The sequence below is a fragment of the Streptomyces sp. GL_141 genome, assembly GCF_057834385.1.
In genome coordinates this window covers 2,444,721-2,466,793 of the sequence record NZ_CM174402.1, presented here as the reverse complement: position 1 = coordinate 2,466,793, position 22,073 = coordinate 2,444,721, and the positions used below count along the sequence as shown (strand labels likewise).

The window sequence follows — 22,073 nt, the reverse complement described above, 5'->3', positions numbered from 1 at the left end:
CTGTGACTGCCATTGAACTGCTGTCGTACGAGGACGCCCTCGCGTCGTACGACCCCGTCATGGGCCTTGAGGTCCATGTCGAGCTCGGCACGAAGACCAAGATGTTCTGCGGCTGCTCGACCGAGCTGGGCGCCGATCCCAACGCGCAGACCTGCCCGGTCTGTCTCGGCCTGCCCGGCGCGCTGCCGGTCGTCAACGAGATCGGCATCGAGTCCGCCATCAAGATCGGTCTCGCGCTGAACTGCGAGATCGCCGAGTGGTGCCGCTTCGCCCGGAAGAACTACTTCTACCCGGACATGCCGAAGAACTTCCAGACCTCCCAGTACGACGAGCCGATCGCCTTCAACGGCTTCCTCGACGTACAGCTGGAGGACGGCGAGATCTTCCGCGTGGAGATCGAGCGCGCCCACATGGAGGAGGACACCGGCAAGTCGCTGCACGTCGGCGGCGCCACCGGCCGCATCCACGGCGCGTCCCACTCCCTGCTGGACTACAACCGCGCCGGCATCCCCCTCATCGAGATCGTCACCAAGCCGATCGAGGGCGCCGGCGAGCGCGCCCCCGAGGTGGCCAAGGCGTACGTCGCCGAGCTGCGCGAGGTCATCAAGGCGCTCGGCGTCTCCGAGGCCCGCATGGACAAGGGCCAGATGCGCTGCGACGTCAACCTGTCGCTGCGCCCCACCCCCGAGTCCGAGTTCGGCACCCGCAGCGAGACGAAGAACGTCAACTCGCTGCGCTCCGTCGAGCGCGCGGCCCGCTTCGAGATCCAGCGCCACGCGGCGGTGCTCTCCTCCGGCGGCTCGATCGTGCAGGAGACCCGGCACTTCCACGAGGAGGACGGCTCCACCACGGCCGGCCGCATCAAGGACAACGCCGAGGACTACCGGTACTTCCCGGAGCCCGACCTGGTCCCGATCGCCCCGGCCCGCACCTGGGTCGAGGAGCTGCGCTCCGGCCTGCCGGAGATGCCGCGCGTGCGCCGCAACCGCCTCCTCCAGGAGTGGGGCGTCACCGAGCACGACATGCAGTCGATCCTCAACGCGGGTGCGGTGGACTCCATCGTCGCCACCATCGAGGCCGGCGCCGACTCGACCGCCGCCCGCAAGTGGTGGATGGGCGAGCTGGCGCGCAACGCCAACGAGCAGGGCGTCGTCGTCGACGAGCTGCCCATCACCCCCGTCCAGGTCGCGCGCGTCGCGGCGCTGGTGGCGGGCGGCGAGCTCAACGACAAGCTGGCCCGCCAGGTCCTCGAAGGCGTGCTCGCCGGCGAGGGCACCCCGGACGAGGTCGTCGAGAAGCGCGGCCTGAAGGTCGTCTCGGACGAGGGCGCGCTCGGCGCGGCCGTGGACGAGGCCATCGCGGGCAACGCGGGCATCGCGGACAAGATCCGCGGCGGCAAGATCGCCGCCGTCGGCGCCCTGGTCGGAGCGGTCATGAAGACCACCCGCGGCCAGGCCGACGCGGCACGCGTCAAGGAGCTCATCCTGGAGCGCCTGGGCGTCTCCGAATAGCCCCACCGTACGTACACGGCGGCCCCGCACCGGATCTCCGGTGCGGGGCCGCCGTCGTTCGGCCGGTCAGCGTCTGAGGGTGGGGGCGGCGATGACGGTCTTGGCGGCGCACTGCCTGTCGTTGATGGCCACGCGGAGCCGCAGGACGTCCTTGACGCTGATCGTCTTGGTCTCCGTCTTTCCGAACTCCACCGTCCCGTTGTAGAGCTCGGCCTGGGTCTCCGTGGTGATGCGGATCTGACCGGTCTGCTCGTCCGAGGCGTCGTCCACTCCCACGGTGAAGTCCAGCGTGAGCCACTCCCGGTTGAGGTCGTACTCGACGCTGGCCTCGCAGGTTTCGAAGAAGGCGGCACCGTAGAGCTTGGTGTTGAGCTTCACGGGCCCGGTTTTCAGGCCGCCCTGCACGGGGGTGAGCGCGAGCAGGCTCGCCTGCTTGCTGTTGGGGCCGGGCGGCGGCGGCGAACCGCTGGCCGAGGGCTGCGGGGCCGCCTCGCTCCCCGTCGCGGACGGCTCGGAGGACGGGGTCGGGGAGGAGGAAGGGGACGGGGAGGAGGAAGGGGACGGTGACGGGGTGGTGCTCGGCGTCGGGCCGACGGGGGCCGAGGAGGACGCGGCGGCCCTGTTCCCGCCGTGCTCCTCCTTCGTGTCCCCGAGCAGCTTTACGCCGATCACCGCGCCGGCGCCCACCACCATCACCGTGAGCGCCGCCCCGAGCACGAGCCCCGTCCGCCGCTTCTTGCGCGGGGGCGGCGCGGGTACCGGTTCCGCGGCGGAGACGGTCGCGGGCGCCGGACCGTACCCCGGCGGCACGCTCGCCCGCACCGGCGGCGGGGTGTAGACCGGCTCGGCGGGCGGCTGGGCGTACAAGGGCTGGGCGGGCGGCGGGGTGTACGCCGGCTCCGCCGGGGAGTCCGCCGGGACGGTCGGAGCCGGCAGCGGGGCCGGCATCGGAGCCGCCGCCGGTGCAGCCGTCGGGGCCGCCGCCGGCGGCGCGGACGCCGGCTGCTGCGGCGGGGCCACCGGCTTCGGCGGTGCCGCCGCCGGGGCCGGGGGAGCGGCCGGGACCGGGGGCGCGGCCGGCAACGGGACCGGCGCCGCGTCCTGGACCGCCCGCTGGGAGGTGGACGTGGTGGTGGACACCACCGCGCGGCGGATGTCCTTCATCCAGCCCGCCAGGTTCAGCGGCCGCTTCAGCGGGTCGGCGGCGTAGACGGAGGTGATCCGCGCCCGCTGCTCCGCGTCCAGTACCGCGAACTGCGGCAACCGTACGAGGGCCTGCGCGAGCAGTTCGGGCGTCGAGGGCGGGGACTCCCCGCTCAGCAGGAAGTACGCGATGGCCCCGAAGGCGTACCGGTCCGCGCCCGGGGTCCGCTTCCCGTCGAAGACCTCCGGCGCCGCGTAGCCCTGGGTGAACCACACCTCGGCCGTCTGGTGGTCGGCGGTCAGCTTGCTGAGGCCGAAGTCCACCAGCGTGGCCTGCCCGTGCGCGTCGACCATCACGTTGCCGGGTGACAGGTCACCGTGGATCACCTGGCGCCCGGACGGGGTGGCCTTCCCCGAGTGCAGCCAGTCCAGTACGTCGGCCAACTGCTCCAGGGTGCGCATCACTTCGCGCCGCTCGGCGGCCGTCGCGAGGGTCCGCTCGGCCCGCCAGTCCCGCAGGTCGAGTCCGTCGACGTGGTTCATGACCAGGACCAGGGCCCGCCCGGTCAGCGTCGAGGACTCCCCGGGCCGGTGGATCGGCGGCCCCTCGAAGTGCTCCCGTACGCCCACGACACCGGGCCGGTGGACGAAGCGCAGCAGTTCGGCCTGCTCGTTCCACTTCTGGCTGATCCGGTCGAAGATGTCCGGGGTGATCGTGGTCTTGGAGTCGAGCACCTTCACGACGACGGGCTCGGACCCTCCCGCGAGCTCGATCTCCGCGAGGTAGAGCACGGCCTCCCCGCCGCGCCCGATGGACCGGAGCAATCGGTAGCGGTCTGCTGCCGAGTCCGGCCCGATGTGTAGATTCTGGCTGGTCAATTTCCCCCCAGCGCCGGTGGTTTGAGTGGGCATCAGCTTCGCGTGAGGTGGTTGGCGAGGTCAATGGGAATCGGCCCGCACGCACCCCTTTCGGGGATCAACGGGCAGGGGGTCGGGCACACTGGGCGCGGGGAAGACGGACTGGGGGCGGGGGGACCGGTGGAGATCGGTGCGATGGTGATAGCTGTGGCGGGCGTCGCGGGCACGTTGGGCGCGGCACTGCTCACCCAGCGCGGCGCGGCGCGCGGGAAAGCCCGCGAGATCGAACTCGTACGCAGGCACGAGGCGGTGCGAGAGAACCTGCAGCTGCGGCGCACCTGCTACGCGGACCTCAACCGGGACGCCCGGCAGTTCACCACGGCCCTCAACCGGCATCTGCACACCCTGCGGGAACGCCAGGTCGAGGACGCCGACCGGGTCGCGCTCGACGCGGCGAAGGACGCCTTCCGCGACCGCTACTCCGAGGCGCAGATGGTCGCACCCGACCCCGTCCTCGCCTCCGCGACGCTGGTCCACCATGCCCTGACGGCGGTCTACGGGCAGGTGAAGCGCCTGGAGCGGGGTGCCCCCGACCCGGGTGAGTCGATGGAGACCGCGGGTGACGCCCAACACGGGATCTGGGAACCGCTCCGGGTGATGCGGGCGGCGATGCGGGCCGACCTCGGGGTGTCGGGCGGGGAACCGGCGGCATCGACGCCCGCGCGAAGGGCGTGACCGCTCTGCCCGGAGGGCCGGCGAGCGTCCGCGCCGCGCGGGCGCCGTGGCGGCCGGGGTCCGTCGTGGAGCCGCTCAGGCGCCCGTGGCGCCGTCGACGGCCTCGCGGAGGAAGTCCGCGTGGCCGTTGTGGCGGGCGTACTCGTGGATCATGTGCAGCATGAGCAGGCGCAGCGAAGCGTCCTCCTCCCACTTCTCGACGCGCACCGTCACCTCGAGGGACTCGGCGGCCTCCTCCACCGCGCGGGAGTGCTCGACCTCCGCCCGCCAGGCCGCGAAGGCCTCGTCGCGGGTCGAGCCGGAGGCGTCGTAGGCGGCCTGGAAGTCGTGGGTGTCCGACCACAGGTGGGGGACGTCCGCCCCGCCGAAGGTGCGCCGGAACCAGTGCCGCTCCACCTCCGCCATGTGCCGCACCAGCCCGAGCAGGGACAGTGTGGAGGGCGGGGACGACTGGCGGCGCAGCTCCTCGTCGGTGAGGCCCTCGCACTTCCAGGCGAGGGTGGCCCGGTGGAAGTCGAGGTACGCGCGGAGCGTTTCGCGCTCGCCCCCGGCGAGGGGAGGGGCGACGCGGTGGGCGGATTCTGTTGCGGCCATGGCTGAGATCTTGCCCCGTTGGTCCCGGGGGGTGGAAGGCGTTCGCCCCTACCTGCGTTCCGTTCTTTGTTCCTAAACTGAACATATGCCGCAAAGCCCCACCCGCATCACCCGTATTACCCGTCCCACCCGTATTACCCGCCTCGCCGGTATCACCCACATCTCCCATCTCAAGGCCGTCGGTCCCGTGCTGCTCATCGGCGTCGGAGCGGGCGTCGGAGCCGTGCTCTTCCGGTGGATGGTGATCGGGGCGACGGAGCTGCTCTCCGGCCACGCCGACTACGCGGCCGCCGGCCACGAAGCCCACCCCGGCGCACGCTTCCTCGGCCCGTACTTCGTCCTGCTCGCCCCCGTCGCCGCAGGTCTCGTCTACGGCCCGCTCGTCCACCGCTACGCCCGCGAGGCCCGGGGACACGGGGTCCCCGAGGTCATGCTGGCCGTCGCCCGGAACGGCGGACGGATCAAGGGCCGCGTCGCCGCCGTCAAATCCCTCGCCTCCGCCCTCTGCATAGGCGGCGGCGGCTCCGTCGGCCGCGAGGGCCCCATCGTCCAGATCGGCGCGGCACTCGGCTCCACCCTCGGGCGGCTGCTGAAGTCCAACGAGGAGCACACCAAACTGCTCCTCGCCTGCGGCGCGGCCGGCGGCATCGCCGCGACCTTCAACGCACCGCTCGCCGGCGTGGTGTTCGCGATGGAACTCATCCTCCGCCGCTGGTCCTCCCGCACCTTCGGGTACCTCGCCCTCTCCTCCGTCACGGCCTGCGCCATCGCCCGCGCGGTCTTCGGCGACCGGCCGTTCCTGGTCCTGGAGGCGATGCATGTAGGACACCCCGGGCAGTACCTCCTCTTCGCCGCCCTCGGAGTCCTCGCGGGAACCGTCGGCATCGGCTTCACGCGCTTCCTCTACGCGGCCGAGGGCCTGTGCGACCGACTGTGGCGCGGCCCGGAATGGCTGCGCCCGGCGGTGGGCGGACTGCTGCTCGGCCTGATCCTCCTGGCGCTGCCCCAGATGTACGGAGTCGGCTACCCCGTTCTGGAGGGCGCGGTCCACGGGAAGTACGCCCTGGGCCTGCTGCTCCTCCTGATGCTGGGCAAGATCCTGGCGACGAGCACCACGATGGGCATCGGCGGCTCGGGCGGAGTCTTCGCCCCGTCCCTCTTCATCGGAGCCACCCTCGGCGCGGCCTTCGGCCTCCTGACCTCCCCGGCCAACGCCCCCGCCTTCGCACTGGTCGGCATGGCCGCCGTCTTCGCGGGCAGCGCCCGCGCCCCGATCACGGCGGTGGTCGTCATGGTGGAACTGACGGGCGAGTACACCCTGATCGCCCCCTTCATGCTGGCAGTGGCCCTGGCCACGGGAGTGAGCCGCCTGCTCAGCAGGGACACGGTGTACACCCTGAAGCTGACCCGGAGGGGGATCGAGCTGGCGGCTTAGGGGGTGGGGGAGTCGGTCGGCGGAGCTCCGAGCTCCCCTATCCCTCCCAGACCCAGGGCACGGTCACCCCCACCACGCCGAAGCCCAGCCGTTCCAGGATCGGGCGGCTGTCCTCCGATGCGTCGACCTGGAGGTAGCGGATGCCCCGGTCCGCCGCCACGCGGGCGCGGTGGGCCACCAGGAGGCGGTAGATGCCGCGGCCCCGCCATTCCGGGACCGTGCCGCCGCCCCACAGGCCTGCGAAGGGGCTCCCCGGGCGCATCTCCATCCGGGCCGCGCTCACCGGGGTGTCGCCCGCCATCGCGACGACGGCTTCGATGGTGTCCGGCTCGTCCCTCAGCAGGTTCAGCATCAGGTCCTTGATGCGGGGGCGATCCGCGCCGAAGGCGTTGCGGTGGGCCTCCATCATCAGGTCCACGCCCTCCTCGTCGGTCACCACCCGCAACGTGATGCCCTCCGGCGGCTCCACCGACAAGGTGGCGAGGTCTGTCGCGCGCCCCACCAGAAGCGTTTCCGCGGGCTCCGCCACGAAGCCGGCCGCGCGCAGCCGGTCTCCGAGGTCGGCGGGGCGGTCGTGGGCGTACAGCTTCCACTCGAACTCCGCCGACGGGACCTCGCCCCGCTCGGCCAGCTCCGTGAAGAACGCCACCTGCTCCGCGATCACCGCGTCCGCCGTGTGCTCGTCGAGGTCCGACCAGAGCACCATGTTCCCTCCGGATCCGGGCACGATCTGCCGTACGACCGCGCCCGCCCGTTCCACGCGCGCGTCACTGGTGTCGGGCAGGGCCTCCCGTCGCATCACGGAGTCGAACTCGGCGCGCACCTTCAGCAGGTCATCCGTATCCATCGTCATCCGGCCAGCTCACCAGCCGCCGACGGGTCCGACAACTGCATTAACCTCACCCCGTGAGCGACCCCACCCACCCCACGCACCCCACCCACCCCTCCGTCTACACCGGCAAGGCCACCCCCGATGCCGCCGTCGACCGGGGCTGGTTGCTGGGGCACTTCAAGGAGCCCGGCGATCCCCGCCACAGCGAGGACGTGGAGATCAAGTGGGGCGTCCACCCCAAGGGGGAGGAGCGGGCGAGCTGGGTCCGCGGGGAGTCCCGTACCGCGTTGCAGGTGCTGATCAGCGGCCGGTTCCGACTGGAGTTCCCCGGCCGGAGCGTCGTCCTGGCCGAACAGGGGGACTACGTCGTGTGGGGACGCGGAGTCGACCACTCCTGGTACGCGGAGGAGGACGCGGTGGTGCTCACCGTGCGCTGGCCCTCGCTGCCGGGCTACCGGGCCGACGAGCAGCCCATCGACCACCCCATCGGCCGTCCCGCGGACCACCCCACCGACCAGTCCGCCCGGACCTCCGCTCCGAACCCCGTGTGACCATGGTCCCGCACCTGCCCGAACGCCTGTGACGCTGCCCACGATGGCCGCCAACGATCACGGGACGCTGCGATCGTGAAGGCGTAGAAGGTGAGAAGGCGCAGGAGGTGTAGACCACCACCCGCACCACAATTCCAGACGCCGCCCAAACCCACGCCCAGCGTTCAGTTTTCAGTGTTCACGCGTTCTTTCCGACGGGCCGTTCCCCGGTAAAGATCCGAACCACCAGGGAGCCCGTCCGTTGTCAGCCCTCGCACGCTGGTGCATGCGGCACCGACTCGTTGCCGTCCTGATCTGGCTCCTCGCCTTCGGCGGGACCGCCGCTGCCGCGGTCGGGGCCGGTGCGGCGTTCTCCAACGACTACGAGGTCCCCGGAACCGAGTCCGCCAAGGCGCACGCCCTGCTGCGGGAAGGCTTCCACGGGCAGGGCGGGGACACCGACACCATCGTGTGGCGGGCTCCGGACGGGCAGAGCGTGCGGACGCCGGCCGTGCAGGAGCGGATGACGCGGGCCCTCGACTCCATAGCCGGGCTGCCCGGTGTCGGATCGGTGGCCGGCCCCTACGGTCCCGGACCCGAGAGCGGGGCCCGGATCAGCCCCGACGGGCGTACCGCCTACGCGGTCGTCACCTTCGACCGGCAGGCCGACTCGGTGCCGAAGGGTGAGGCGAAGGCCGTCGTCGATGCCGCGCGGAACCCGGTGACCCAGGCCGACGGGCTCCAGGTCGAGCTCGGCGGGCGCGCCATCGGCCTCACCGAAGCCCCCTCCGCGCACCTCGCCGAGGTCATCGGTGTGGCCATCGCCGCGCTGGTGCTGTTCCTGGCCTTCGGCTCGCTGGCCGCCAGTCTGCTGCCCATCGCGACCGCCCTGGTCAGCGTGGGCACCGCCTACTTCGGCATCACCCTGCTCGGCCACGCGATGCCGGTGGCCGACTTCGCTCCGATGCTCGGCACCCTCGTGGGCCTCGGGGTGGGCATCGACTACGCGCTGTTCATCGTCACCCGCCACCGCAAGGGCCTCAAGCGCGGACTCCCGGTCGCGGAAGCAGCCGAGAGCGCCGTCGCCACCACCGGCCGGGCCGTGGTCTTCGCCGGGGCCACCGTCTGCATCGCGCTGCTCGGGATGCTGGTGCTCCGGCTCAACTTCCTCAACGGCGTCGCCATCGCCGCCTCCCTCACCGTGGTCCTGACCGTCGCCGCCTCGGTGACCCTGCTGCCCGCGCTCCTCTCGTACATCGGCATGCGCGCGCTGTCCCGCCGCGAGCGCCGCAAGCTGGCCGCCGAGGGGCCGCTGCCCGAGGCGGTGACCGGCTTCGCCGCCCGCTGGTCGGTCTTCGTGGAGCGCCACCCGAAGCTGCTCGGCCTGGTCGCCACGGTGCTCATGGTGGTGCTGGCGCTGCCCACGCTCTCCCTCCACCTCGGTACCTCCGACCAGGGCAACAACCCGGCCGGGTCCACCACCCGCAAGGCCTACGACCTGCTCGCGGAGGGCTTCGGCCCGGGGATGAACGGCCCGCTGACCGTGGTCGCCCGCCTGGGCGGGGCCGGCGACCGGGTCGCCGTGGACGCGCTGGCCGAGTCGATCCGTACGACCAGGGGCGTGGCCTCCGCCGGACCGGCGGTCTTCAACCGCAGCGGCGACACGGCGGTCGTCACCGTCGTACCGGACTCCTCTCCGCAGTCCCGGGCCACGAGCGAGCTGGTCGACAGGCTGCGCGCGGACGTCATCCCGCGCGCCGGCGACGACAACTCCATGCAGGTGCACGTCGGCGGCGTGACCGCCGGGTACGACGACTTCGCCGAGGTCATCGTCGGCAAACTGCCGCTCTTCGTCGGCGTGGTCATCGCGCTCGGCTGCGTGCTCCTGCTGCTGGCCTTCCGCTCCATCGGCATCCCGGTCAAGGCGGCCGCCATGAACGTCGCCGCCGTCGCCTCCTCCTTCGGAGTCGTCGTCGCGATCTTCCAGTGGGGCTGGGGCAGCGAACCGCTGGGGCTGGGCAGTGCGGGGCCGATCGAGCCCTTCCTCCCCGTGATCATGGTCTCGGTGCTCTTCGGGCTGTCCATGGACTACCAGGTCTTCCTGGTCAGCCGGATGTACGAGGAGTGGCTGGAGACCGGGGACAACAAGCGGGCGGTGCGCGTCGGCCTCGCCGAGACCAGCCGGGTGATCAACTCGGCGGCCGTCATCATGATCTCCGTCTTCCTGGCCTTCGTGCTCAGCGGCGACCGGCTCATCGCCATGTTCGGCATCGCGCTCGCCGCGGCCGTCGCCCTCGACGCCTTCGTCCTGCGGACCCTCCTCGTCCCGGCGCTGATGCACCTGCTCGGCGGAGCCAACTGGTGGCTGCCGGCCTGGCTGGACCGACGGCTCCCGAAGATCAGCATCGAGCCCCCCGAACGCCGTCCGCATGCGAAACTTCCCCTGCAGCGGCCCGGCGCGGACCCCGCCACGAGCGAGGACGCGGCCGAGCCCGCGACCAGCTCCCGGTGATCCGGCCACCCGCCGCTCGATAGCCGCCGCTCGACAGCCAAGGAAGAACGCGCATGTTCTCGATAGACCTCGCCGACGACGCCCAGCTGTTCCCGCTGGAAGCCCGGCACGCGGAGGAGTTCTTCGCCCACATCGAACGCGGACGCGAGTTCATCGGCCAGTACGTCGGCTTCCCGGACCGGTCCGCCGACCTGGAGTCCGCCCGGGCCCTGCTGGCCAAGTACGCGGTCACGGCGGGGGAGGACGGCGCGCGGTTCTTCGGGATCCGCCTCGACGGCACCCTCGTGGGCGGGGTGCTCTTCCCGGCGTTCGACGCGGGGACGGGCAACTGCGAGATCGGCTGCTGGCTGGAGCCCGCCGCGGCCGGCCGCGGCCTGGTGACGAAGGCCTGCCGGGTCCTGATCGACTACGCCTTCGGCGAGCGCGGCATGCACCGCGTCGAATGGCACGCCGCCTCCGGCAACAAGAAGAGCCTCGCGGTGGCCGAGCGCCTGGGCATGACCCGTGAAGGCGTCATGCGCCAGAACCACCTGCACCGGGGCGTCCGCCAGGACACCGAGGTCTGGGCGATCCTCGCCGACGAGTGGTCCGCGGACCGCCCCGCGTAACCGCCCCTACCCGGCACCCGCCCGGCACCCCTGCGGCACCCGCCCGTACCCGCCCGCCGCCGCCCCGCCCCGAGTCCTCCGGGGGCCCGGGGCGGTGCGCTGCGCGCTGCCCGGCCGGATTCTCAGGAACCTCTCAGAAAAGCCGCCTACGGTGCCCCGCATGGACACCACCAAGACCCCCGCCCCGACCGCTCCCGAGGCGGACTCCCCGGCCGACCTGAAGAAGGCCGCCACCGACGAGACGACCGCCCCGGCCGCCGCGGACACCGCCACCACCGACGAGGTCACGGGTGACGAGCTCGCCACCGACCTCGACGGCCTCGACGAGCTCGACGAGCTCGAGGCCGCGGCCGACGAGGAGCAGAGCAGTGGTGTCGCTTCCGGAGCCTCCGCGATCGTCGCCGCCGGTCTCGGCCTGATCGCCCTCAGCGGCAGCTGGACCTCCCGCGTCATAGGCGAGCGCGAGACCCTCAAGGGCCAGATCAGCTCGGCCAACGCCACCACCACCGCGGACAAGATCGAGGCGCTGTACGGCAACGCCTGGCACATGACCGCCCTGGTCAACGGCGTCCTGTCGACGATCGCGCTGCTCATCGCCGTGTTCGTACTGGCCCGCCCGGCCTTCGGCGCTCCCGGCCGCACCCTCCCGGCATGGGTCCGCTCCGTGTCCTGGGCCGCCGTGGTCGTCGCCGTCATCGGCGTGATCGCCTTCGCGTTCATGTACCTCCTCGCCCTCCCCGTGGCCCCCGCCGCCGGCTAGTCCGTCCGCAGCCGCACGGTGGCCCGCCCGGGCCGTTCGCCCGTGCCCGGCGGGTCCGCCTAGGCCGTTCGCCGGTGCCCGGCGGGTCCGCCTAGGTACTGCCTTAGGCCACCTCGGGGACTTCGGGTCCCGGCCTAAGGCCCCCCGGCCCGTGCAGATGCGGCATGCTCCCGATGTGCCGGCACCCCCTGGGGCGCGAATCTTGGATCACACCGAACGAGGTGTCCGGGAAACGCAAACCAGGGAGCACGAGATGTTCGAGTACGAGATCGCCACCGCCCGCCGCGACGACCTCATCCGCGAGGCCGACGCCTACCGTCTGGTCCGGGAAGCGAAGAAGGCCCGCCGCCACTCCTCCCGGAGCCAGGAACCGGAGGGGTCGGTGAGAGGGCAGCGCGGCCGGTTCACCCGCGCCGCGTAACCCGCGTCGCGAGACCGTGCGAACCGGTACGTGATGAGAAGCGCACCGATATCCAGTGCCGACGAGCAGGGCCTCTGTGCGATGCTCGGCGGCGTGGAGACCAGATCTGTCAGCCCGGTGTTCGTCGGCCGAGCCGACGAACTGGCCGTACTCACCGACGCCCTGACGCGCGCCGCCGGCCAGGAGCCGCAGGCACTGCTCATAGGCGGCGAGGCCGGGGTCGGCAAGACCCGCCTCACCGAGGAGTTCCTCTGCGAGGCCGACCGCCGCGGCGCGGTCGTAGCCGTCGGAGGCTGTGTGGAGATCGGGGCGGAGGGACTTCCCTTCGCCCCGTTTTCGACGGCCCTGCGCACCCTGCACCGCCTGCTCCCCGCCGAACTGGCCGCAGCCGCCGTCGGCCAGGAGGACGAACTCGCACGCATCCTCCCCGAACTCGGCGAGACCCCGCGCGGCCCCCACGACGAGGAGAGCACCGCCCGGCTCTTCGAGCTGACGGCCCGGATGCTGGAACGCCTCGCCGCCGACCGCACCGTCGTCCTCGTCCTGGAAGACCTGCACTGGGCGGACACCTCCACCCGCCACCTGCTCTCGTACCTCTTCCGCGCGCTCGGCAGCGGCCGGCTCGTCGTCGTCGCCACCTACCGCGCCGACGACGTCCACCGCCGCCACCCGCTGCGCCCGCTCCTCGCGGAACTCGACCGGCTGCGCACCGTCCAGCGCATCGAACTGTCCCGCTTCAACCGGGCCGAAGTGCGCCGCCAGCTCGCCGGGATCCTGGCCTCGCAGCCCGACGAGGACTTCGTCGAATCGGTCTTCGACCGCTCCGACGGCAACGCCTTCTTCGTCGAGGAACTCGTCGCCTCCCGCGCCAGCGGCTGCTCCACCGGCCTCACCGAATCCCTGCGCGACCTGCTCCTCGTCCGCGTCGAAGTCCTCCCGGACGCCGCGCAGCGCGTCGTGCGCATCGTCGCCGAGGGCGGCTCCACGGTGGAGTACGCCCTGCTGCGCGCCGTGACCCGGCTCACCGAGGACGAACTGATCGAGGCCCTGCGCTCGGCGGTCGGCGCCAACATCCTCCTGGCCACCTCCGACGGCGACGGCTACCGCTTCCGCCACTCCCTGGTCCGCGAGGCCGTCTCCGACGACCTGCTGCCCGGCGAGCGCGCCCGCGTCAACCGCCGCTACGCCGAGGAGCTCGAACAGGACGACACCCTGATCCGCGCGGAGGAGCGGGTGATCCGCCTGGCCACCTACTGGTACTACGCCAACGACGCGGTCAAGGCCCTGCCCGCCGTGCTCGCGGCCTCGGTGGCCGCCCGGCGCCGGCACGCCTACTCCGAGCAGCTGCGCCTGCTGGAGCGGGCCATGGACCTGTGGGAGGCCGTACCGGAGGAGGTACGCGCCGAACTGCGCCCGGCGGACTACACCGAGGTCTACCCGCCCTGCGGCTGCGACCCGGCGACCACCCCGCTGCAACGCCTCGACCTGCTGGCCGAAGCCACCGTCGCGGCCCGCTTCGGCGGCGAACGCGAACGCGCGCTGAAGCTGACCAAGACGGCCCTGCGGCAGCTGGAGGACGACCACGACCCGCTGCGCGCCGCCTGGTTCTGGACCGAGCGCTCCCGGATGATCGCCAGCCTCGCCCGCGGCGACGGCTGGGAGGAGCTCGCGAAGGCGCAGGAGCTCGTCCGCGGGCTGCCCCCGTCCCAGGTGCACGCCGACGTCCTCGTCCGGGCCGCCAGCTGGGGCATGCTCCACAAGCCGGGGCCCGACAACCTGGTCGCCGCCGAACGCGCCGTGGAGTACGCGCGGATGGTCGGCGCCGAGGACACCGAACTCAACGCCCGGATCACCGTCGGCAGCCTGCTCGTCGACGCGGGGGAGCCGGAGCGCGGCCTCGCCGAGATGTACGCGGTCAAGGACCGGGCCGCCGAGCTCGGACTCGGCATGCTGGTGGGACGCGCGCACGTGAACCTCACCTCTCATCTGGAAAGCCTGGGCCGGTCCCGCGAAGCCGTGGAACTGGCCGAAGAAGGCGCCGAGCTGGTCAAGAACTCCCATCTGATGGACTCCGAGGCCTACATCCGGGGGAACCTGGCGGAGAGCCTGTACAGCCTCGGCCGCTGGGAGGAGGCGGCGGTGCAGGCCCGGCGCACCCTGACCCTCGTCAGCAGCGCGGCCCCGCGCGCCGCGGCCGTCGTACGGCTGGCCTACCTGGCCCTGGCCCGCGGCGAACTCGCGGAGGCCGGCGCCCAGCTCACCGCCGCCCGCACCCACTTCGGGTCCCACGACGGCCAGCCCCAGCACCGGATCCCGCTCTTCCGCCTCGCCATCGGGGTGGCCGCGGGGGAGGGCCGGATAGCCGACGTCCGCAGCGAGGTGGCCGCCGTCATCGAGCACGGCTTCCCGCTCGGCAACCACCGCTACGCCTGGCCGCTGCTGCTCGCCGCCGCCTCGGCCGAGGCCGAAGCCCGCGGTCTGCCGGCCGCGGAGGCCGGCCGCGAGGAGGCGCTGACCGTGCTGCGCGCCGCAGCCCGGACCCTGGCCACCCCGGTCCCGGTGTGGAGCGCCCACTCCGAGTACCTCAGGGCCGAGCTGCTGCGCGCCGAGGCCCGGGACACCGTCGGGGACTGGACGGCCGTGGAAGCGGCCGTACGCCCCCTGGAGCGGCCCTACCTGCTCGCCAGGGCGCGGTACCGGCTCGTGGAAGCCCTGCTGGCGGCCGGCGGGGACCGCGAGGCCGCCGCCGGGCTGTTCCAGGAGGCCTACGCCACCGCCGAGCAGCTGGGAGCCCGCAGGCTCCGCGAGGACCTGGCCCTGCTCGCGCAGCGCGCCAGGCTCCCGCTCACCGCCGTGGACGCGGCCGGGGCCCTGCTCGCTCCGGACGTGGACCCGGTCGAGGCGCTGGGCCTGACCAGCCGCGAACGGGACGTGCTGCGGCTGGTCGCGGTGGGCCACACCAACCGCCAGATCGCCGAGGAGCTCTTCATCTCCCCGAAGACGGCCAGCGTGCACGTCTCGAACATCCTGGCGAAGCTCGGCGTCGCGAGCCGCGGCGAAGCCGCCGCCCTGGCCCACCGGCTCCGGCTCTTCGGCCCCGTGACCCAGCAGCCGGCCGGGACGCGGTGAAGGCGAAGGTGAAGGCGGAGGACCGGGGCTAAGCCGCCGGGTGCTCCTTGGTGCGTATGAGCACCTTGCCGGAGTCCAGATCTATCGGACCCTTTCCCGGGTCGCCGTCATTCACGTCGATCCGGGAGAGCTCCAGCCGCTTCTTCTCCTCGTCCGTGTGTTTGCGCCCCGGACCGAACAGCTCCTCGATCATGTTGAACACCGCGTCCACCGTGCCTTTCGTTCCCCCGCCGGGGCCCGCCGGTCATTCCACCGTCAGTGTCAGGATCCTGTCGTCGCCGGTTTCCGGCGACCCGCGCCCGTCCGTCTCGCTCGTGACCAGCAGCAATCTGTCCCCACCGAGGGCCACCACGGTGCGCAGCCGGCCGTACTCGCCCGCCAGGAACGCCTCGGGCTCCGCCACCGGCTCCGCCCCGGCCAGCGGAATCCGCCAGAGCCGCTGCCCCCTGAGCCCGGCCATCCAGACGGATCCCTGCGCCCAGGCGATCCCGCTCGGCGAGGCCTCGTCCGTCTTCCACACCGCCACCGGATCGCGCATCCCCGGCTTGCCGGCCTTGCCCTCGGCCTCGGGCCAGCCGTAGTTCGCGCCGGGCTCGATCAGATTCAGCTCGTCCCAGGTGTTCTGGCCGAACTCGGCCGCCCACAGCCGCTTGTCCTTGTCCCAGGCGAGGCCCTGCACATTGCGGTGCCCGTAGGAGTAGACGACCGAGTCGGCCTCCGGGTTGCCGTGCACCGGCTCGCCGTCCGGGGTCATCCGCAGGATCTTCCCGCCCAGCGACTTCTTGTCCTGGGCCAGCCCGGTCTCCCCGGTCTCGCCCGTCCCGGCGTAGAGCATCTTGTCCGGGCCGAAGGCGATCCGCCCGCCGTTGTGGATGAGCCCCTTGGGGATCCCCCTGAACACCGTGTCGGGCGCGCCCAGTTGATTGCCCGCCTGTCTCTTCTCGTCATAGCGCAGCCGGGCGATGCGGTTGTCGGACTCGGTGGTGAAGTAGGCGTACACCATGCGGTCCGAGGCGAAGGACGGGGAGAGGGCCAGGCCCAGCAGCCCGCCCTCGCCGCCCGGGGCCACCCCGGGCACCCGGCCGACCGGGGTCACGGCGCCCGTGCTCACGTCGATCCGGCTGATCGTGCCCTTGTCCCGCGAGGCGACCAGCAGGTTCCCGTCGGGCAGCGGAGCCACGCCCCACGGGGACTCCAGTCCCTGGGCGGCCACGCCGGTCACCGTCACCCGGCCCTTCGCGGGCGGCCCGGAGGCCGAAGCGGAGGCGGACGGCGTGCCCGAGGCCCCCGGCGGCGCGGAGCCGGCCGCGGTGCCCGGTGGCGCCTCGCTCGGCCGGGCTCCGGTGCCTGCCGGCGGCGAGCACCCCGCCGCGAGCAGCGCCGCGCTCCCGGTCAGGGCGAAGGCCGCCAGCACCCCACGGGCCCGGGCGCGCGGTCCGGCGCAGGACCGCACCGGCACGCCCGCCCGACCCCGCTCCGGGTCCGTCCCCCGACCCAGCCCGTAAGGCTGCCCCTGCCCCTGCCCCTGGCCCTGGCCCTGGCCCTGGCCCTGGCCCTGCCCCTGGCCCTGGCCCTGCGCCTGCCCCTGCCCGGGCCCCTGTCCGTGTCCGTGTCCGTATCGCATCGCCGTACTCCCCTCCGGTCCTCCGATCGTGCCCTCACACGACTCAACAGCGCAGACCATGCCCCAAGTTCCGCCACTCGTACACTCGATCGAGTGGTTCAGGCTCCCATCGGCACCGGCAGCTCCGACAGCTCCATCAGGTCCTCGGCGGTCAGCCGCACCTCCGCGGCCCGCGCGTTCTCCGCCGCCCGGTGCGCCTGCCCGGTTCCCGGCACCGGAACCACCTGCGGGCCCTGCGCCAGCACCCACGCCAGCGCCACCTGCGCCGCCGTGACCTCCGCCCCGTGCCGCCGGGCGACCCGCCGCAGCCCGGCCACGAGCACCTGGTTCGCCGCCATCGCGTACGCCGTGAACCGCGGATGCCTGGCCCGTACGTCCTCGGGCTCGAACCCCTCGCCCGGGACCAGCGTCCCGGTCAGGAACCCGCTCCCCAGCGGCATCGCCGCAAGGAACCCGACCCCGCGCGCCGCGCACCACGGCAGCAGCCGCCATGCCGCCTGCGGCGACCACACCGACAGCTCCGCCTGCACCGCGCTCACCGGGAACACCTGCTGCGCCCGTTCCAGGTGCCGTACGGTCGCCTCGTACGCCCGGTCCCCGCGCGGCCCCGCGCCCGGCCCGGCGCCCGCCCCCAGCGCGCAGAAGCCGAGCGCCCGCACCTTCCCCGCTCCCACCAGCTCCGCCATCGCGCCCCAGGACTCCTCGACCGGCACGTCCGGGTCCACCCGGTGCAGCTGGTACAGGTCTATGACGTCGGTGCGCAGCCGCCGCAGCGAGGCGTCGCAGGCCCGCCGCAGGTACCCCGGGCGCCCGTCGGCCACCACGTGCACCCCGTCGGCCCGCAGTCCCGCCTTCGCGGACACGAAGGCGTCGGGCCGGCGCTCGCGCAGCACCCGGCCCAGCAGCAGCTCATTGGTGTAAGGGCCGTACAGATCGGCGGTGTCGAGCAGGTTCGCCCCCAGGTCGAGGGCCGTGTGCACGGCGTGCAGCGAGTCCTCGCGCCGCCTGCGCGAAGGCGCGTACGCCGCGCTCATCGGCATGCAGCCGAGGCCGATGGCACCCACCGTCAGCGCCCCCGCCCCGATCGACCTGCGCTCCACCGTGTGTCCCCCCTGGTCCCGCCTGGTCCTCCCGGTTCCGGCACACAAACTAACGGCTCGATCCGGATCCCCTGGCATAGCCTCCTGATCATGACTGCTGAGACTCCCGAGACCCTCGACGTATGGCTCCCCTTCCCCGCCGAGGAGATCGAGGGCCTGCCCGATTCCTTCCGCTACCGCCACTGGGACGGCGAGGAGACCTTCCCCGCCGATCCGGCCGCCTGCGTCTTCTACGTCACCCCGTACATGAAGTCCCCGGCCGTCACCCTGCGCCCGCTGCCCGCGATGCCCCGCCTGCGGGTCGTCCAGACCCTGACCGCCGGGGTCGATCACGTCCTGGGCGGCCTCGGCGACCTGGCCCCCGGCGTGCGGCTGTGCAACGCCAAGGGGGTCCACGACGCGAGCACCGCCGAGCTGGCCCTCACCTTGATCCTGGCCTCCCTGCGCGGGATCCCCGGCATGGTGCGCGGCCAGGACCGCGAGGAGTGGCGCTTCGGGTTCTACGAGGCCCTCGCGGACAAGTCCGTACTGATCATCGGCTACGGAGCGGTCGGCGCGGCCATCGAGGACCGGCTCGCGCCCTTCGAGTGCGAGCGGATCGTCCGGGTCGCGCGGACGGCGCGCACCACGGCGCGCGGGCCGGTGCACGCCCTCGCCGAACTGCCCCAACTCCTGCCAGGGGCCGACGTGGTGATTCTTTCCACACCGCTCACCGAGGAGACGAGGGGGCTCGCGGGCGCCGCGTTCCTCGGCCGCATGAAGGACGGCGCGCTGCTGGTGAACGTGGCCCGCGGATCCGTCGTCGACACCAAGTCCCTTCTGGCGGAGGTGGAGTCGGGCCGGCTGCGCGCCGCGCTGGACGTCACCGATCCGGAACCGCTGCCTTCAGGCCATCCGCTCTGGCATGCTCCGGGTGTCCTGATCACGCCCCATGTGGGCGGCAGCAGCTCCGCGTTCGAGCCGCGGGCCAAGCGTCTGGTGGCCCGTCAGCTCCGCCGGTTCGCCGCCGGAGAGCCCGTGGAGAACACGGTGTTGATCACGGAATGACGCGCGGCGCGCACGCTCCGCGTTCGTCCGGATGCGCTCGGTGGACACAACTCCCCTGTTGGTGACGGAGCGTAGAGAAACTATGTCCCTGAGTGACGAAAGTGGTGTATCGTCCGGAACAAGGGGCTGCGCCACGAACGTCTGGCGCTGGGGAGTGATCGGACACTTTGGGGGGCGACGGGCGATGCACGGCCAATGGACGAAGGATCCGATGCGGCGAAGCCGCCGGAGGCGACGGTGCCGGGACTGGACTGCGCCGGAACCAGCCAGCGAGGGGGACCGGTGAGCACCCCGGGGGCGGCGCTGCTGACCCGCCGGCCCCTCGCCGGCAGCGGTGGCAACAGCGCCAAGGCGCTGGCGATGCAGCTCCTCCTCGCGGTGGTCAGCAGCGGGTACGCCGTGGGCGCCGCCCTCGGCTGGGGATCCGAGGAACTCGCCGAGATCATGGGCGACTTCGGGCTCAGCGCCGCCGGCCTGCTGGCCGCCGTCTCCTGTTTCACGTACGCCCGGGCCATTGACAGCCGGGAGCGCCCGGCCTGGCTGCTGTTCGCGTTCTCCTCGCTCATGGGCTGCTGCGGCAACGCCGTCTGGGGCTGGTACGAGGTGGTCCTCGGCGAGGCCGTGCCGAAGCCCTCCCTCGCCGACTTCGCCTTCCTCTGCTTCGCGCCGCCCGCCATCGTGGGCCTGCTCGTCCTCGCGAAGCGCCCGGTCACCCGAGCCGGCTGGGTCTGCCTCGGCCTCGACTCCTGGCTCATCGGCGGCTCCCTGCTCACCCTCTCCTGGAGCCTGGCCCTCGCGCACGCCGCGCGCACCGCCCAGTCCGGAGCCCCCGGCAGCGTCCCGCGCGCGGCCCTCTCGCTGGCCTACCCGCTCCTGGACATCGCGCTCGTCTCGATGGTGCTGGTGCTGCACTTCCGCCGCTCCGAGACCAACCGCTCCGCCGTGAACACCGCCATCGCGGCCCTCGCCCTGACCGTGCTGAGCGACGCGCTGTTCACCTCGCCGCTGCTCAGCGCCGAGTACCAGTCGGGCCAGCTCCTCGACGCCGGCTGGTTCGCCGGCTCGCTCCTCCTCGCCTACGCCCCCTGGGGCGCCCGCCGCCTGCACCCCGGCCCCGGCCCCGGGCCCGCTCCCGGGCCCGGGCACGGAGCGACCCACGCGCGCGCCGAGCGGCCGCACAGCCGCCCCATCACCGGTTCCCTGCCCGCCCTCACCCCGTACCTCGCGGCGGCCGTCTGCACCCTCGGCATCCTCTACAACGTGGTGGACGGCCGGAAGGTCGACCGGGTCGTCGTCTTCACGGGCTGCACCGTCGTGCTCGCCCTGGTCATCCGCCAGGGCATCATGCTCCTCGACAACATCGCGCTGACCCAGGAACTGGCCCAGAAGGAGAACCACTTCCGCTCCCTGGTCCAGGGCTCCAGCGACGTCATCATGATCGCCGCGCCCACCGGGACCCTGCGCTACGTCAGCCCCGCCGCCGCCGGGGTCTACGGCCGCGAGGCGGAAGAGCTGGTCGGCACCGAGCTGGCCACCCTGATCCACCCGGAGGACCTGGGCCGCGTCGTCCACGAGGTGCGCCGCTTCCTGGCCGCGCCGCCCGCCGAGGAGCCGACCACCCGCATCGAGTGCCGGTTCAGATCGGGCGCAGGCGAGTGGCTCAATGTGGAGTCCACCGTCAACCGCCACCAGGGCGGGCTCATCCTGAACAGCCGCGACGTCACCGAGCGGGTCCGGCTCCAGGCGCAGCTCCAGCACAGCGCCGAGCACGACCCGCTCACCGACCTCCCCAACCGGGCCCTGTTCACCCGCCGGGTCCGCCAGGCCCTCACCGGCCGGCGGGCCGGGGACCACAGCAGCGCCGTGCTCTTCATCGACCTCGACGGCTTCAAAGCGGTCAACGACACCATCGGCCACCAGGCCGGCGACGAACTGCTCATCGAGGCCGCCCGCCGGCTCCAGGACTCCGTCCGGGCCGGGGACACCGCGGCCCGCCTCGGCGGCGACGAGTTCGCCGCCCTGATCCTGGGCGACGGCAGCCGCGACCGCAGCGCCCGCGAGTACCAGGTCCACGAGATCGCCGACCGGCTGCGCACCACCCTCTCCCAGCCCTACCGGATCGCCGGGAGCGAGGTCCGGGTCGCCGCCAGCATCGGCGTGGCCTTCGCGGATCCCGGCATCACCCCTTCGGACCTGATGCGCAACGCGGATCTCGCGATGTACCGGGCCAAGGCGGGCGGCAAGGACCGGGTCGAGATGTACGCGCCCCAGATGCAGGCCGAGGTCGTCCGCAAGGCGGAGCTGGCGGGCCGCCTGCGCACCGCGCTGCACGACGGGGAGTTCGCCCTGCTGCACCAGCCCGTGGTCTCCCTGGCCTCGGGCGAGATCTCGGCCGTGGTGGCCCAGGCCCGGTGGCGCTCCGCCCAGGGGATCCTGTTCACCCCCGCCGAGTTCCTGCGGGTCGCCGAATACAGCGGGGGAGCGGCCGGCGAGGGCGGGTCCGCCCCCCGGACGGCCGTGCCGGACGCCTCGCGCACCGCCGAGCTGGGGCGCTGGCTGCTGGAGGAGGCCGTAGGGCAGGCCGCCGAGCGTCACCGGGCCGGGCACGACGTCCCCGTGGCCGTACGGATGACCGCGCAGCGGCTGCTCGACCGGTCGATGCCGCTGGGCTCCGTGGAAGCCCTGCTGACCCGCAACGGGCTGCCGTCGGGCGCGCTCGTCCTGGAGCTCGCCGTCTCCGACCCCAGGGTGCCCTTCGACGACCTGGAGCGCCGCCTGGCGGCGTTGCGCCGGCTCGGGGTCCTGATCGCCCTGGACGGCTTCGGCAGCGGTTACGCGGCCATCAGCGCGCTGCGCAGGCTCCCCGTGGACATGCTCAAGCTCGACCGCGGCCTGGTCGAGGGGGTCGTGGAGTCCCCCCGGCTCCACAAGATCACCGCAGGTCTGTTGCGGATCGCAAACGACCTCGGCATGCAGTCGGTGGCGGAGGGGGTGGACCTCCCCGAGCAGGTCATGGCACTGCGCGCGATGGGCTGCACCCACGGGCAGGGAATGGCCTTCTCCGGACCGCTGGACGAGTACAGGCTGCGGCGGGCGCTCGTGCGCGGTACGTTCCCAGTACCGGGCGGCGCAGCCCAACCAGCGTTGGCCGGTGGTTCCCCAGGGGGCTCGATGGTTATCCACAGAGGCTCACATAATGAGACGCCCGTCCCACCCGCTTGACATCACCCTCCC

16 protein-coding genes and 1 pseudogene are annotated in these 22,073 nt (G+C 72.7%); 11 read left to right on the top strand and 6 right to left on the bottom strand.

Annotated features, from left to right (window positions below; genetic code table 11):
* The first annotated feature begins 2 nt into the window (after nt 1–2).
* Complete coding sequence (gatB, locus tag AC3IX6_RS10330; protein WP_489369879.1) at nt 3–1,511, top strand: Asp-tRNA(Asn)/Glu-tRNA(Gln) amidotransferase subunit GatB; 1,509 nt, start codon at nt 3–5, stop codon at nt 1,509–1,511.
* A 66-nt stretch (nt 1,512–1,577) separates the two neighbouring features.
* Here the strand turns inward: gatB and AC3IX6_RS10325 are convergent, their stop codons facing one another.
* Complete coding sequence (locus tag AC3IX6_RS10325; RefSeq protein ID WP_489369878.1) at nt 1,578–3,479, bottom strand: protein kinase domain-containing protein; 1,902 nt, start codon at nt 3,477–3,479, stop codon at nt 1,578–1,580.
* A 228-nt stretch (nt 3,480–3,707) separates the two neighbouring features.
* On the opposite strand from AC3IX6_RS10325, the gene AC3IX6_RS10320 reads away from it, so the two are divergent.
* Nucleotides 3,708–4,247: a hypothetical protein gene (locus AC3IX6_RS10320; protein WP_489369877.1), complete on the top strand. Its 540-nt coding sequence runs from the start codon at nt 3,708–3,710 to the stop codon at nt 4,245–4,247.
* Nucleotides 4,248–4,322: 75 nt separating this feature from the next.
* On the opposite strand, the gene AC3IX6_RS10315 is transcribed toward AC3IX6_RS10320, so the two are convergent.
* Entirely contained in the window at nt 4,323–4,841 is a 519-nt protein-coding gene (locus tag AC3IX6_RS10315) for a DinB family protein (protein ID WP_489369876.1), read from the bottom strand.
* A gap of 238 nt (nt 4,842–5,079) precedes the next feature.
* On the opposite strand from AC3IX6_RS10315, the pseudogene AC3IX6_RS10310 reads away from it, so the two are divergent.
* Nucleotides 5,080–6,267, top strand: a pseudogene (locus AC3IX6_RS10310) (chloride channel protein); the annotation flags it as partial.
* 46 nt (nt 6,268–6,313) lie between these two features.
* On the opposite strand, the gene AC3IX6_RS10305 reads toward AC3IX6_RS10310, so the two are convergent.
* Nucleotides 6,314–7,123, bottom strand: a complete 810-nt coding sequence (locus AC3IX6_RS10305; protein WP_489371396.1) for a GNAT family N-acetyltransferase — start codon at nt 7,121–7,123, stop codon at nt 6,314–6,316.
* A 59-nt stretch (nt 7,124–7,182) separates the two neighbouring features.
* Here AC3IX6_RS10305 and AC3IX6_RS10300 point away from each other — a divergent pair, with 59 nt between their 5' ends.
* The 6 genes from AC3IX6_RS10300 to AC3IX6_RS10275 all read left to right on the top strand — a co-directional run bounded on the left by AC3IX6_RS10300 (nt 7,183) and on the right by AC3IX6_RS10275 (nt 15,068).
* Nucleotides 7,183–7,659: a cupin domain-containing protein gene (locus AC3IX6_RS10300; RefSeq protein WP_489369875.1), complete on the top strand. Its 477-nt coding sequence runs from the start codon at nt 7,183–7,185 to the stop codon at nt 7,657–7,659.
* Nucleotides 7,660–7,900: 241 nt separating this feature from the next.
* On the top strand, nt 7,901–10,150 hold the full coding sequence (locus AC3IX6_RS10295; protein WP_489369874.1) for an MMPL family transporter: 2,250 nt from the start codon (nt 7,901–7,903) through the stop codon (nt 10,148–10,150).
* 53 nt (nt 10,151–10,203) lie between these two features.
* Nucleotides 10,204–10,758, top strand: coding sequence for a GNAT family N-acetyltransferase (locus AC3IX6_RS10290; RefSeq protein WP_489369873.1), 555 nt, complete (start codon nt 10,204–10,206; stop codon nt 10,756–10,758).
* 160 nt (nt 10,759–10,918) lie between these two features.
* Nucleotides 10,919–11,518: a hypothetical protein gene (locus AC3IX6_RS10285; RefSeq protein WP_489369872.1), complete on the top strand. Its 600-nt coding sequence runs from the start codon at nt 10,919–10,921 to the stop codon at nt 11,516–11,518.
* 253 nt (nt 11,519–11,771) lie between these two features.
* Complete coding sequence (locus AC3IX6_RS10280; RefSeq protein ID WP_489369871.1) at nt 11,772–11,939, top strand: hypothetical protein; 168 nt, start codon at nt 11,772–11,774, stop codon at nt 11,937–11,939.
* Between the two features lie 81 nt (nt 11,940–12,020).
* Nucleotides 12,021–15,068: a helix-turn-helix transcriptional regulator gene (locus AC3IX6_RS10275; RefSeq protein ID WP_489371395.1), complete on the top strand. Its 3,048-nt coding sequence runs from the start codon at nt 12,021–12,023 to the stop codon at nt 15,066–15,068.
* A 28-nt stretch (nt 15,069–15,096) separates the two neighbouring features.
* Here the strand turns inward: AC3IX6_RS10275 and AC3IX6_RS10270 are convergent, their stop codons facing one another.
* From AC3IX6_RS10270 to AC3IX6_RS10260, 3 genes are all read right to left on the bottom strand, one after another.
* Nucleotides 15,097–15,261, bottom strand: coding sequence for a DUF6191 domain-containing protein (locus tag AC3IX6_RS10270; RefSeq protein ID WP_407841542.1), 165 nt, complete (start codon nt 15,259–15,261; stop codon nt 15,097–15,099).
* Nucleotides 15,262–15,312: 51 nt separating this feature from the next.
* The gene (locus tag AC3IX6_RS10265; RefSeq protein ID WP_489369870.1) at nt 15,313–16,692 is read right to left on the bottom strand and encodes a PQQ-dependent sugar dehydrogenase; all 1,380 of its coding nucleotides are present in this window, start codon (nt 16,690–16,692) and stop codon (nt 15,313–15,315) included.
* 98 nt (nt 16,693–16,790) lie between these two features.
* Entirely contained in the window at nt 16,791–17,792 is a 1,002-nt protein-coding gene (locus AC3IX6_RS10260) for an aldo/keto reductase (RefSeq protein WP_489369869.1), read from the bottom strand.
* Nucleotides 17,793–17,882: 90 nt separating this feature from the next.
* On the opposite strand from AC3IX6_RS10260, the gene AC3IX6_RS10255 reads away from it, so the two are divergent.
* Both AC3IX6_RS10255 and AC3IX6_RS10250 read left to right on the top strand, forming a co-directional pair.
* Complete coding sequence (locus tag AC3IX6_RS10255; protein WP_489369868.1) at nt 17,883–18,839, top strand: 2-hydroxyacid dehydrogenase; 957 nt, start codon at nt 17,883–17,885, stop codon at nt 18,837–18,839.
* A 360-nt stretch (nt 18,840–19,199) separates the two neighbouring features.
* Complete coding sequence (locus tag AC3IX6_RS10250; protein WP_489371394.1) at nt 19,200–22,061, top strand: putative bifunctional diguanylate cyclase/phosphodiesterase; 2,862 nt, start codon at nt 19,200–19,202, stop codon at nt 22,059–22,061.
* The last annotated feature ends 12 nt before the right edge of the window (nt 22,062–22,073 follow it).

What these genes read in the sequence shown, in the direction of transcription:
- AC3IX6_RS10320 (WP_489369877.1), top strand. Translation starts at nt 3,708, where the DNA reads ATGGTGATAGCTGTGGCGGGCGTCGCGGGCACGTTGGGCGCGGCACTG.
- AC3IX6_RS10315 (WP_489369876.1), bottom strand. Translation starts at nt 4,841, where the DNA reads ATGGCCGCAACAGAATCCGCCCACCGCGTCGCCCCTCCCCTCGCCGGG.
- AC3IX6_RS10305 (WP_489371396.1), bottom strand. Translation starts at nt 7,123, where the DNA reads ATGGATACGGATGACCTGCTGAAGGTGCGCGCCGAGTTCGACTCCGTG.
- AC3IX6_RS10290 (WP_489369873.1), top strand. Translation starts at nt 10,204, where the DNA reads ATGTTCTCGATAGACCTCGCCGACGACGCCCAGCTGTTCCCGCTGGAA.
- AC3IX6_RS10285 (WP_489369872.1), top strand. Translation starts at nt 10,919, where the DNA reads ATGGACACCACCAAGACCCCCGCCCCGACCGCTCCCGAGGCGGACTCC.
- AC3IX6_RS10280 (WP_489369871.1), top strand. Translation starts at nt 11,772, where the DNA reads ATGTTCGAGTACGAGATCGCCACCGCCCGCCGCGACGACCTCATCCGC.
- AC3IX6_RS10275 (WP_489371395.1), top strand. Translation starts at nt 12,021, where the DNA reads ATGCTCGGCGGCGTGGAGACCAGATCTGTCAGCCCGGTGTTCGTCGGC.
- AC3IX6_RS10270 (WP_407841542.1), bottom strand. Translation starts at nt 15,261, where the DNA reads ATGATCGAGGAGCTGTTCGGTCCGGGGCGCAAACACACGGACGAGGAG.
- AC3IX6_RS10265 (WP_489369870.1), bottom strand. Translation starts at nt 16,692, where the DNA reads ATGCGATACGGACACGGACACGGACAGGGGCCCGGGCAGGGGCAGGCG.
- AC3IX6_RS10255 (WP_489369868.1), top strand. Translation starts at nt 17,883, where the DNA reads ATGACTGCTGAGACTCCCGAGACCCTCGACGTATGGCTCCCCTTCCCC.
- AC3IX6_RS10250 (WP_489371394.1), top strand. Translation starts at nt 19,200, where the DNA reads ATGCAGCTCCTCCTCGCGGTGGTCAGCAGCGGGTACGCCGTGGGCGCC.